Here is a 13,580-nt window from a genome sequence, read left to right on the forward strand (position 1 = left end):
GAGCGGTCGAATGCGGCAGTCTTGAAAACTGTTGACTGTAACAGGTCCGGGGGTTCGAATCCCTCTTTCTCCGCTGACTTTAAAACCCTTAACTTTGTTAAGGGTTTTTCTTTTTTACATCGTAAATTTTATTTGTAAATAGTTTCAAAAAAATTTTCACAATCAAAAAAACATTTTAACTTTGCACCCGCAATCAGATAACGAGAGCGACATACTGGAGAAATGGCAGAGCGGTCGAATGCGGCAGTCTTGAAAACTGTTGACTGTAACAGGTCCGGGGGTTCGAATCCCTCTTTCTCCGCTGAGAGCTAAAGATGAGACTTTTCACAGTTTTCAAAAAAGCCTAAACAAGCGCAAAATCCTGCAAATCTAATGATTCGCAGGATTTTTTCTTTTATGCATATTTTCAAAAATATCCAGAAATTTTGTGGCAGAATCATGGCATAGTACATAATAGCCTTGATCCCGTAATTACCATAAAAAAATTAAGGCGAATTTGAAACTCTTTTTTTTTTACACTTTTCACTTGTTTATTATCATTAAGCGCATTGCGAATCTAAATTATTGAATGCCATTCAACCAATACCAGAAATTGGCTTGTTTCTTTTTCTTGGTTTCACAAAAATCTAAACATTTCATAATTTTTCTTTTCTAAAATAGTCTATTTTTGCGACACTTTTAAAAGTTCCAATAAGCAGATATGTATTTGTTTAATACCTTTTTTTATTCTTGTCGCAAAACATTCCTGCCTATTCTGGCATTAATATCCTTTGTGGGTTATGCGCAACAGGATACTTTACAAGACCTTGCTCAGACAAAAGGACCAGAAAAGCTTACCAAGCTTGAAATTTGGTGCAATCAACAATTATATTTCCGCAAGCCCTCTCGAAAGATTGAATTACTCGACAAACTTGAGCAGATAGCGCTTAAAAAAAATGATGAAGTTATCCTTGCCTCTATAACTTTCTATCGTGGTCTCTATGTAATCGCTATGGACGGCCAAGAACACAAAAAAGGCGTTGTTTTAATGCAAAAGGCAATTTCAATGGCGGAGAAAAAAGGACAATCACTTCAAACTGCCTATTTTAGACACTCATTAGGCTATTATTATTTTAACCATGCTAAAGATCCTGTTGAAGCTTTGCAGAATATGCTTCAGGCTCATTATATTTTTGAAGAAGCGGGCTATCAGAATATTTACGACCAGTCAGCCAAGCTTGATCATTTGGCCTATGTTTATTATCATCTCAATAATTTTAACGAATCAATAAAATACCTCAAGATAAGTCTTAAAAACCCTATTGAAAATTCTAGGCGACATATCAGCATCCTCAATACCATTGGTCAAAATTACCGTGAACTAGTCGAGCCTGATAATGCAAGAAAATACTTCGAGCTTTCAAGACAACAAGCAATTATCGCTAAGGATACTGCATGGATAGGTATAACAGCGGGAAACATAGGACATCTCTATCTTAATGAAAAATTATATTCCCAAGCCAAACCATATATGCAGGAATACTACAAATGCGGCTTGGTTGTAAAAGATACTGCATTAGTTATAGAAGCTCTTACCGGTTTGGGAGACATTGCACTTCATTCAGACAAGGCTGATTTGGCATTGCAACAGCTCCAGCAAGCCGAAACCTTATTCAACCAAGCTTTTAAATCACCTGATATGCAGGCGCAAAATTACGTACGCAAGCAATATCTTCTCAATGTATTGGCCAAGGTCTGGGATGCCCGTGGAAATGATTCACGCGCACTGGATTATCTTAAAGAATCGTATAGCATAAAAGACAGTATTGAACGTCGTGTAAAACTATCTAAGAATACGTCCATCATGCAAATGTTTGAAGCAGAACAGAACAATAATCGCTTGCGACTTCTTAATGAGGAAAAACAAACCGCAGAGATGAAACAGAAACTGTATATCTCCTTAGGAATACTGCTCGCAATTATCATTATACTCCTGTATAGCAGACAAGTTCGCGAAAGAAAAATCCAAAGCCAAAAAGAAACTCTTCTAAAACTGGAAAAAGAAAAGACTGAAAACGAATTGAAATCGTCACGAGAGCAACTTAAGGAATATATACATCATTTACAACAGAAGGCTGAACTTATAGAAAAAATGCAATCTGAGATGCATCTTATGACGAAACAGTACGATATTTCAGCAAATGATGAACAGGCAGTTTCAGTATTAAATAAACTCAGTTTTGCTACTATTTTAACTGAAGACGACTGGACGCGATTTAAGGTATTGTTTGAAAAAGTACATTCTGGATTCTTTTTTAAGCTAAAGACAGCTTATCCCGGCCTTACTCCAGCCGAAACTCGTTTATGCACTTTGATCAAACTCGAATTCAGTTCGCACCAGATGGCTGCAATGATGGGGATCAGCACTATGAGCATCAAGAAAAACAGACAAAGACTTCGCAAGAAAATCAATCTTCCTAAAGAACAAAAACTAGAAAATCTATTTCTGGATTTCTAAACTGACCTACAATCTAAAACTTCTTTAGCCCCTCTTCCTCATATCATTTACAAGATTGAAAACCAAATAATTAACAAATTGTACCCCCTTTTGTCTCCCCCTGTTTTTTAGTAAGAATTGGTTGTAATGATACCTTTGGCATGTAAAATTCTTAACATGCATCTATGAAACAAAACTACTTTCTTCTACTTCTTTGCATATTTAGCTCTGGCTGGCTTTCAGCACAGGAATCAGCAGTCACTTCAGGCGGATCAGGCTCAGGGGCTGGTGGTAGCAACACTTATTCTATTGGACAGATAACTTATAGCAAAATTGACGGTCCCGGTGGTTCATCAATTCAAGGTGTACAGCAACCTTACGAGATTTTTTTGCTTGACGTGAAAGATCATCCTACCATCAAACTCGAAGCAATGGTTTATCCTAACCCTACACCAAAGGATATTATTCTGAAAATAACAACTGCTCTAGAACAAAACTTCCATTACAAACTTTTTGACCTCAACGGAAAGCTTCTTCACAATGAAAATATCAAGGAAGTTGAAACCTCCATTTCGATGGAAACCTATGCCGGAGCTATTTATTTATTAAAAGTGTACTCTGACCAATTCGAATTAAAAACCTTCAAAATCATAAAAAAGATTAAATGAAAAGAATAATTACTTTACTAATCGTTTTATTCTCAGCCACTGTTTTTGCTCAAGCTCCAGGAAAAATGAGCTATCAATCGGTGGTGCGCGATTCAAAGGGAGAACTTCTTAAAGATACACCAATTGGTGTACGCATAAGCATTCTTCAAGGCTCTTCGACAGGAACTGTCACTTATGAAGAAACTCACAACAGTGAAACCAATATTAATGGCTTACTAAGCCTTCAAATCGGTACTGGAACAGCAATAATTGGTACATTTAGCGGAATCGATTGGGCTACAGGACCATATTATATCAAATCTGAAATAGACCCAAAAGGAGGAACAAACTATACCATTACAGGAACAAGTGAATTGATGAGCGTTCCTTACGCCCTTTATGCCGCAAATGCAACTGTAGGACCACAGGGGCCTGCAGGTGCAAATGGACTTGATGGTATTGACGGTATTGATGGAGCAATCGGACCGATAGGACCAACAGGACTTACTGGAGCAACGGGACCACAAGGCCCTGCGGGACCAGTAGGACTTACAGGCGCAACGGGAGCTACAGGACCAATAGGACTTACGGGAGTGACGGGAGCACAAGGACCTGCAGGACCTATGGGCGCTATGGGAGCTACTGGAGCAACGGGACCACAAGGACCAATAGGACTTACTGGAGCAATCGGACCGCAAGGCCCCGCGGGACCAGTAGGACTTACAGGCGCAACGGGAGCGCAAGGACCTGCAGGACCTACGGGAGCTACAGGTGCAGCGGGAGCACAAGGACCAATAGGACTTACTGGAGCTACAGGACCACAAGGGCCTGCGGGACCAGCAGGACTTACAGGAGCAACTGGAACACAAGGATCGATAGGACTTACTGGAGCTACAGGTGCAACTGGACCACAAGGACCTGATGGACCAATAGGACTGACAGGCGCAACTGGACCACAAGGACCTGCGGGACCAGCAGGACTTACAGGAGCAACTGGAGCACAAGGACCTGCGGGACCAGTAGGACTTACTGGAGCAACTGGAGCAACAGGAGCAACAGGAGCGCAAGGACCTGCGGGACCTACAGGACTTACTGGAGCTACAGGTGCAACGGGAGCAACAGGAGCACAAGGACCAATTGGGCTTACGGGAGCAACAGGACCACAAGGACCTGCGGGAGCTACAGGAGCAACGGGAGCACAAGGACCAATAGGACTTACTGGAAATACCGGAGCTACGGGAGCACAAGGACCAATTGGGCTTACAGGAGCAACAGGACCACAAGGACCTGCGGGAGCTACAGGAGCAACGGGAGCACAAGGATCAATAGGACTTACTGGAGATACCGGAGCTACGGGACCTCAAGGACCTGAGGGACCATTAGTATCAGGAACTACTGGTAGTATTTTATATCATAATGGAACCTCATGGGTTGCGTTGTCTCCAGGAACAGCCGGTCAAATGCTGCAAAGCAATGGAAATACTGCACCATCTTGGAAGTCACCTATAACCTACTACGCGGATCGTGACGGTGATGGCAACGGGGATAAATATTCTAGGTTTACCTCGTTTGAGACTTCTCCACCTACAGGTTTTGTAACAACAGGAACCGACTGCGATGACACTAATGCTAGCAACGCTTCACCTGTACCTACTGCTTTTGGGGAAACTAACAGGGTTGCTGCCTCTTTTACAGCAAACTGGTCAAGCGTACCAGGCGCTACCTCTTATTTTATAGATGTTGCAACATCAAACAATTTTTCTGGCATGCTTCCGGGATACAATAACTTCAATGCCGGGACTTCGACCTCGTTGAACATTACCGGACTTGATGGTTGCACAAATTATTATTACCGTGTGCGCGCCGTAACAGTTTGTGGTACCAGCGCTAATTCATTGGTAACAAATGTAGGAACCTTTAAATGTTCATTATTTAATTATACCGGCAATGATCAAACTTTTACTGTTCCGGCTGGAGTTACAAGCCTGAATGTACAATTATGGGGCGCCAGAGGCGGAAATTCATTCAGCCTATCAGGTGGTGGTGGCGGTTATGTAGCCGGCACACTTAATGTAACACCGGGTACTACTCTTACTATTATCAGTGGTGGCTCAGGTGGAGATGACAGCAATTGCTTTACTAGCGGCGGCGGCGGTTATGGCGGCGGCGGCGGCTCATGTGACTCTCTAGGCATAGGCGGTCTAGGAGGAGGTGGAGGCCGTTCTGCAATCCAAATCAACAGTGTTGACGTAGTTGTTGCTGGTGGCGGTGGTGGTGCCAGTTGCAATGAATACCAGAATGGTGGCGCTGGTGGTGCTGAAGGTACCGGAACTGGCGGACAAGGAGCACGCCTTGGCTCGTGTGGCTGGAGCGTTGGTGCAGGTGGAACATCGTACACTACCAATGCAGTATTTTCTGTCACAACAAGTACGATAGGTGCCAACAACGGAAACGGAAAAATCCAAATCAGCTGGTAACTATGCTAAATCTAAAAACAAAACTGCTTACCGTTATGACTACAATACTAACGGTAAGCCTTATATCTGCACAAAATAACACTCAGGAAGACGAAAAACGTCGACAGGAGAAGTGGGAAAAAATTGCAAAAATAAAACGCCAAGAAGAAAAAGAAGAGGCCCAAAAGCTGCGTCAAGAGAGCAAATTGAAACCTAAACCGGTGACTCACGAAACTAAGCCGGACAGTCTTGCTTATTGGAACCAACTGGACATACTTTCTTTTAGCAAGTCGGAAAAAGGTTTGCGTGAATGGCTCTCAACTCCTCATCCTGAATACAACATGGCTTCATGGTGCTTTTATGGCAATATCACAACTGATGATGGAGAAGTCGTAGCTATCAGCAGTATGATTCAGCAACAATTAAATATGGGCGGAATGCCTTACTTGGCAGAATTTTCATATTGCGACCGCAACGGTTACAAAGTAGTTCCATTTGAAGTAGAAGCCAATGATGTACAGTTCAAAGCTCCCTTTTCTGTAAAGGTAACATACAAATATATTTGTGACATGTACCTGGAAATTACACTTTTGTCTGGAGAAATGGGACAAGCAGGTGCAAAATACAGGTTAGCAGGCAACGTTATTGATTTAAAGGGTAACAACTTGAAGTATGATCTTATCCTTACAGATACTTACGGTGCAATTCAGATTGGGTATGGCACTACGTCATTTTTGCCACAATGGCTTACACCTTCTCAGCATCAAAACGTGATGGCCAATTACAAAGGTAGCGTCCCAAATTATCTGAACGCACGTAAAGACACAATGTTGGGACAGGGTTCTTATTACTATTCAATGCCTTTACTTAAAGTCGAATCGTTCTTATTGTACCGCAAAGTAGACAATGAATGGAAACAATATGCAAATGGCAAAAAAGGAAATATTTGGGTAGATTATGTCGTTCAAGGTTTTAACTCACAGGAAAAGACGTTATTGAAAAATGCACAATGGCAATTTTTGGCGATTCAGTTTCCTGAAAAAAATGCCAGCTTAATGGTCTCAATTGTAGATGTCCCTCCAATTGAAAACATTTCTTCTAAAGTACTTCCAATGGCTCGTTTATATTATGGTGATAAAAAGGCCACTAACGGAAGCAAGCAGGCTTATTACGAATGGGCAATTGACCAAATAGAATATAAACCCACAAAATATTGGGTTGATCCTAAAACTGGCTTAAAATATCCTATTGAATTTGATTTGAACCTACGTTCTCCTGACGATTCCTACCTAAAACTAAAAGGAAAATCTGTGCGAGATAATCAAGTCGTTGGATATGGCGTAAACAAATATGAAGGTGTTTTTTCAGTAGAAGCTGACATACAAGTTAAAGATCTTAATGCCACAAATCTACAAGGCTTTTCATGGGCAGAAATACACTAGCGAAATTGGAGTTCACACCATAATTTGGACTCAGAACAAAAGATCTTTGGTTTAAAAAAACAAAAAAAATGCAAAATCAAAGACAATGCTACACTGGAGAAAAACAATGAAAACTCACACGGTTTAATCTTGAAACAGAGTATAAAAGCGGAATATGATGATTTGGCTAGAATTCCTCTTTCTTTGCTGAAGGCTTAAAATAAAGAATAGCACAGCCTAAAACAAGCTCAAAACCCTGCAAATCGAATGATTCGCAGGGTTTTTTCTTTTATGACATTTTTAATATTTTCAAAAATACGAAGAAATTTAATTCACATTCATGACACATTTTAAATGGAATTTTCTTCGATTTTGCCGTAAAAAGCTGAGGGTAATGATGGGTAAAGTTTGCTTTTGGTTCAAGACCTGACAGCCTCCATGAGCATCCACTGTAGAAGAGTCAGTGAATTGCCGGAGGAGATCAGCATCAGTTCTGACAGCCACAACATTGGAAGAAACTCCAAATACAGAAGATTTACCTTAAAGCTAACATCCACAGATTTAGACAAAAACGAGGCAGTGAAAATTTGAAAGCAGTATTTCTATTGTTAATTTAACAATTAATTGTGACACGTAAAGCAAGGTCTTTTTTTAATATTGTAGTATTTTTATTTACTTTCGAATTATATTCATATTTAACTATTACACTAACAATCACCAATTAAAATTATTAAAATTCACACCACTAACATTCAAAACCTCACAAAAAAATTATGAATTCCACAAAATCAAATCATCACACTTCAGCAAGTCTCTATCAAAAAGTGCTATTTCAACTTCTATTTTAGCATCTACAAATCTTACTTACTCAAAAAAAACAAATCACATAACAAATGCATTTATTTCTATTTCTCATAAAATGGAATAGAACTATCATGTCTATTTTTTAAAAAACCATAACCAATTAATGAGACAAACAATTCTAGTTTTATGTTGCTTTCTTTTTTTATCAAATATTTTACAAGCACAAACATCAGGCACAATTAAAGGACATGTAACAGATACCATAAATAATTTTACTTTAGCGAAAGCATCAATTTCTTTGTTAAGAGCACAAGATTCCATTTTAATAAAATCTACCCGAGCCCAAGAAAATGGTTATTTTGAGTTGAATAATATTAAAGCCGGTAAATTTATTTTACTGGTCTCTTATCCCAAATATGCTGATTTTGTAGATCAATTTTCTGTTGATTCCACAAAGTTGATCAAAGATTATGGTAAAATTAATTTGGCCGATAAAGGACGAATATTATCTGAAATAATTATAAAAGGCAATAGAGCCGCCATGAAAATCAAAGGAGATACATTAGAATTTGATCCTAAAGCATTTAAAATAGAGCCTAATGCAAAAGTGGAAGATCTGATTAAACAATTCCCAGGAATACAAATTGATAAAGATGGAAAAATTACCGCTCAAGGCGAAACTGTCACCAAAGTTTTGGTTGATGGTGAAGAATTTTTTGGTGATGATCCTACTTTAGTTACAAAAAATCTACGTGCCGACATGGTTGATAAAGTACAATTGTACGACAAAAAAAGTGATCAAGCCGCTTTTACAGGAATTGATGATGGCCAGAAAACCAAAACTCTAAATGTCAAGCTCAAAGAAGACAAAAAAAATGGTCATTTCGGAAAAGTAGAACTCGGTGGAGGAACTGATAACTTTTACAAAGGCCAAGCCATGTTTAACAAATTTTGGGATAAGAAAAAATTAGCAGTTTATGGCATTTTAGGCAACACCGGACAAGTAGGATTAGGATGGGGAGATAAAGATAAATATGGCGTAAGCAGTTATCAAGTAAGTGATGACGGAGGTATTAATTTTTCAAACAGTGGAAATGATGAATTTGAAAGTTGGGATGGGCAATTTAATGGTGAAGGAATTCCAGTCGCTCAAACTGGCGGAATACATTTTGACAATAAATGGAACAACGATAAAGAATCTATCAATGTAAATTATAAAATTGGTGATATCAAACTTTCAGGAAATCGTAATGATATTAACCAGCAAAATTTAAATTCTAGCAGCATTTATAATACTTCAGACAAGGTTTTTGAGAAAAACATGACTAAAAACAAACTTGATCTTTCTTATGAAATCAAAATTGACACTACTTTAACTTTTAAATTAAATGTCGATGGATTATTTAAAAAAAGTAATTCAAGTGAAGCAGAAATGCGAAAAGGTACAGACGAACAAGGTAACCAATTGAATAATTTGAAACAGACAACTACAAATGATGTCGATGATAAAACATTCAATATAAACACTTTACTAACCAAGAGACTTAAAAAAAAGGGGCGAACATTATCTCTTAATTTAAACCAATCAAGTACAGATAGCAAAAGTGATGGTTATTTAAATTCTAGAGCTGAATTTTTTACAACATCCGTCATCACTCCAGATAGCACCAAAGTAGTCGATCAAAATAAAGTCAATAATATTAGCAATACAGCTTTTAAATCAAATTTAATCTATACCGAACCGTTATCCAAAAGTCTATCTGTAATTCTTAATTATGGATTCAACATGAGTAACGGAAAATCTAATCGCAAATCTTTTAATCAAGCTCCTAATGGCGATTATACTGTTCTGGATTCCGTATTTAGTAATAATTATGAATTAGACCAAACGATAAACCAACTTGGAGCGATTTTTAATTACAAAAAAAATAAAACCGTTTTAACTTTTGGCTCTAAATTTAGCGGCGTAAACTTTAAACAATATGATGTTTATACAGACAGTTATTTTAAGCAAAAATTTGTCAACTACATGCCTCAGATAACCTATCAATATAATTTTAAACAAAGAGAATCACTACGTTTTTCGTACAACGGAAACACCGATCAGCCAACATTAGAACAAATACAACCGATACGAAATAATCAAAACCAATTAAATACGATTGTGGGTAATCCAAATTTAGATCCTTCTTTTAGAAATAATATTAGAGGAAGTTATTATTCGTATAAAGTACTTAGTAATCAATATTTTTCGGTCAATGGATCGTACAATTTTACATTAGATCCAATAATAAGTAATGTGATTACAAATGAGAGCGGACAAAGTATTTCTCAATTTGTAAACCTAAAAAACAAAGCTACAACAAGTTATTATTTGAATACTAATTTTGGACAAACCATCAAAGCCATAGACATGACAGCAGGAATTGGTTTAAGCGCAAACAAAAATTTAAACTATAACTACATCAATACAAAACTGAATCAAACTAAAAATTCAACTTATTCCATTAATTTAAACTTTTCAAAGAATAAAGAAAAAAAATATAATTTCAATGCTTACTTCGGGCCTACTTACAACGTTGCTAATGCAAGCATCAACGAAAATAGCAATAGTAATGGTTGGGGTTTTAATGGAAATTTCTGGAGCAGTGTACAATTACCTTTCAAACTAGAAGTTAGCACAGATGGTAATTATCAATATAATGGAAAAACGCAAGTGATTCAGGAATCTTTTGAACGTTTTATTTGGAATGCATCTATCACCAAAAAATTCTTAAAATCAGATAATTTAAGAGTTTCTATAACGGGCCGAGATCTTTTGAACCAAAATGTAGGATTTAATCGTTCTGCATTCAATGGAAATATCAATCAAAGCACCTATACCACGATCCAAAGATACTTTATGTTCTCTGTAAGCTGGGATTTCAGCAAAATGGGTGGAGGAGAAATTAAACAAAACTAAAAATATGAAAACAATAATAAATCGCATCTTAATTTTTATAACAGTATTGATAAGCTGCAATACTTTTGCACAAAATGAACACTTTGTAGAAAATGGCATAATCGAATTTGAAAAAAAATCGAATATGTACGCTTTAATTACAAAAAAATTAAAAGGAGAAACTGATAGTTATTATCAAGCTGCTTTTGAAAGCTATAAAAAAACAAATCCACAATTTAAAACTACTAAAAGCATTCTTGTTTTTTCAAAAAATAAGAGTTTATACAAATGGGATGAAACAAATCAATCAACAAGCAACAGTTGGATTGCTGACGATGCAATGGCTAATTTAAAAAATATTATCGCCACAGATCTCGATACGAAAACCAGTGTCACACAAAAAAATGTTTATGACGATTTATACTTAGTTAAAGACAGTTTACGCAAAATTGATTGGAAAATTACCGATGAAACTAGAGAAATTGCAGGTTATGAATGCCGCAGAGCAAATGCCATAGTTCTTGATTCTGTTTATGTTGTTGCTTATTACACTATTCAAATTCCATTTGCTGGTGGCCCAGAGTCTTTTACAGGATTACCCGGAACAATTTTAGGATTGGCCCTGCCACATGAAAACATGACTTGGTTCGCTACAAAAGTTACAGAAATTCCTGTTACTGATAAAGATTTAGCCCCACCAATTAAAGGTAAACCTACCGACAATAAAGGACTGAATAAAATACTTATGGATGCTTTGAAAGACTGGGGGAAATGGGCAAAAAAAACACTACTAGCCTACTCTTTATAACTAGCTATTAAAACTTATTCCTTACACAAAGATTAATGTAAATGGTTCCTGAGACTTCCAGAATATATCAATGGAACCTGTAATAGCATAAAAGTCACAAATTGCAAACCCTCAGCAAATGCTGAGGGTTTTTCTTTTTTAGTCATACTGACACGTATTTGCACCTTGATTTTCAAGGAAAGAATTATATCGTTTTTAACCTTGCTTAAAATCCTTAAATTATAAAATCATATTATTAACATTTAATTGTTCCACCATCCACTCTAATAGTAGCGCCACTGATATAGTCAGCATAAGAGCTACAAAGATAAGCGACGGCTCCTGCAATTTCTTCAGGTTCTCCAAACCTTCCTGTATCATTTGGAATTAGTTCCTGAACTGCCTTATATTTTATTCCCTCAAGATCAGTTCCCCAATTAAATTTTGGGGCAGCATTTACAAGCCAATCCTCAACCATTGGATTAATAATCGCTCCAGGAGATACCACATTTGAAGTGATTCCTGTTTCTTTTAGAGTTCTTGCTAACGAAATTGAAAGGTTGTGCCTCGCCGCCAGCGTCGCATTATAATGTGGTTGTTCTTTGATAGGCTGTATCGCAAGACCTCCTCCAATATTGATAACTCTACCCCAGCCTAATGTCTTCATTTGAGGCACTAGTCTTTGTATCATTCTTACATACGAAACGACATTATTATTATATATTTCTGACCAATCGTCTGCAGTTGCTTCGCCCCATGATTTATGTGATGTCGCACCTGCGTTATTAATTAAAATATCAATTTGACCGCTTTTAAGTGCGGCAGAAGCAACTTGATCAGCACCAAGGTCTGTGCTAAGATCTCCAATCGCCATTTCTGCAATTCCGCCATTGCTAATAATCTCTTGGCATACGGCTTTGGCACGATCTTCATTTCGCCCATGAATTATTACAGTTGCACCTTCGTCCGCCAGCATTTTTGCAATTGCTTCTCCAAGTCCGGAACTAGAACCCGATATAAATGCTCGCTTTCCTTTTAATTTTAAATCCATTTTATTTATTTTTATTAATTAGTATTTTTCTTGCGGGTGTGGTACCAAACTCTTTTTTATATGCATACGTAAAATGAGAAATATTAGCAAAACCTATCTCTAAATATATTTCGCTTGGCCGTTGCATGCTGTTTTCTAATAAATATTTTGCTTCAGAAAGACGCTGACGAGTAAGCCATCTGCTTGGTGTAATCCCAAACAACCTTGCAAAATCTCTTTTAAATCCAGACAAACTGCGTCCTGTGAGAAAAGCAAATTTTTCTAGCGGAACATTATACCTATAGTGACCATTCATAAATGCCTCTAAATCTAATTTTCCAGGATCACTAAATTCAAACAACATTTGTTTAATTTCAGGATCACTATGGGCAAGTATTAAAATCAGCTCTTTAATTTTAATTCGCAAAACTTCCGCATTTACACTTTTATTCAATGCAAATTCACTTAGTTCTTCCACAGATTTCTCCAGTAACAAATTAGTTTTAACCATCCTTACGCCTTCGCCATAAAACCTTTCCGATTTGAAATCGTGCTCATTTGCAATCTCCATAAGAGTTCGTTGGTCAAAATGCACAGCAATCGATTTAAATCCATCAGATTCAGGATGTTTAATTGATTTTGCTAATTGGTTTCTCCTAAAAAAACGATAATCGCCGGCAGTAAACGAATATTTTTTATGCCCCACCCAAACTTCATGACTGCCTTTAATGATATAACTGAAAATATGATCAGAAACAAAAGCTTCATTTTCAACATTATTTCCAAAATAAACATTTTGCAAAAGTTTCGGCTCTGAAAGAGTTTGATTTTTAATAAGTTGCATTTTCATCATTTTTAAGTAATGCAAATTTACTAACTGTTTTCGTTCAAAAGTTTGTTCAAACGTCCAATATTACTTCAATACTGTTTCCTTATAAAAAACACAAAAAAAAGCCTTCGAAACAACTTCAAAGACTTTAACTTTTTCTTACCAACCAAAAAACTTTTGATCAGCAGC

8 protein-coding genes and 1 tRNA gene are annotated in these 13,580 nt (G+C 37.2%); 7 read left to right on the forward strand and 2 right to left on the reverse strand.

Annotation, left to right across the window (positions count from 1 at the left end; all coding sequences use genetic code 11):
• Positions 1-216: 216 nt before the first annotated feature.
• The 7 genes from AAYQ19_RS21415 (at position 217) to AAYQ19_RS21445 (ending at position 11,553) form a co-directional block, all read left to right on the forward strand.
• A tRNA-Ser gene (locus AAYQ19_RS21415) sits at positions 217-301 on the forward strand.
• A 399-nt stretch (positions 302-700) separates the two neighbouring features.
• Positions 701-2,497 (forward strand): tetratricopeptide repeat protein, encoded by a 1,797-nt coding sequence (locus AAYQ19_RS21420; RefSeq protein WP_343539199.1) that lies wholly within the window; start codon positions 701-703, stop codon positions 2,495-2,497.
• Positions 2,498-2,661: 164 nt separating this feature from the next.
• Positions 2,662-3,144, forward strand: coding sequence for a T9SS type A sorting domain-containing protein (locus tag AAYQ19_RS21425; RefSeq protein ID WP_343539201.1), 483 nt, complete (start codon positions 2,662-2,664; stop codon positions 3,142-3,144).
• Positions 3,141-5,600, forward strand: a complete 2,460-nt coding sequence (locus tag AAYQ19_RS21430) for a DUF8740 domain-containing protein (RefSeq protein WP_343539203.1) — start codon at positions 3,141-3,143, stop codon at positions 5,598-5,600. The genes AAYQ19_RS21425 and AAYQ19_RS21430 overlap by 4 nt, the downstream gene beginning before the upstream one ends.
• 35 nt (positions 5,601-5,635) lie before the next feature.
• Positions 5,636-7,021 carry a hypothetical protein gene (locus tag AAYQ19_RS21435; RefSeq protein ID WP_343539204.1) on the forward strand — a complete coding sequence of 462 codons (1,386 nt, stop codon included), beginning with the start codon at positions 5,636-5,638 and terminating at the stop codon, positions 7,019-7,021.
• Between the two features lie 946 nt (positions 7,022-7,967).
• The gene (locus AAYQ19_RS21440) at positions 7,968-10,766 is read left to right on the forward strand and encodes an outer membrane beta-barrel family protein (protein ID WP_343539205.1); all 2,799 of its coding nucleotides are present in this window, start codon (positions 7,968-7,970) and stop codon (positions 10,764-10,766) included.
• A 4-nt stretch (positions 10,767-10,770) separates the two neighbouring features.
• A complete protein-coding gene (locus tag AAYQ19_RS21445; RefSeq protein WP_343539207.1) occupies positions 10,771-11,553 on the forward strand; it encodes a GLPGLI family protein in 783 nt (260 codons plus the stop codon).
• A 235-nt stretch (positions 11,554-11,788) separates the two neighbouring features.
• Here AAYQ19_RS21445 and AAYQ19_RS21450 read toward each other — a convergent pair whose 3' ends face one another.
• Positions 11,789-12,583, reverse strand: coding sequence for an SDR family NAD(P)-dependent oxidoreductase (locus AAYQ19_RS21450; protein ID WP_343539209.1), 795 nt, complete (start codon positions 12,581-12,583; stop codon positions 11,789-11,791).
• Position 12,584: 1 nt separating this feature from the next.
• Entirely contained in the window at positions 12,585-13,406 is an 822-nt protein-coding gene (locus tag AAYQ19_RS21455) for an AraC family transcriptional regulator (protein ID WP_343539210.1), read from the reverse strand.
• Positions 13,407-13,580 lie beyond the last annotated feature (174 nt).

The organism is Flavobacterium mesophilum (assembly GCF_039581405.1).
Lineage (GTDB): Bacteria > Bacteroidota > Bacteroidia > Flavobacteriales > Flavobacteriaceae > Flavobacterium.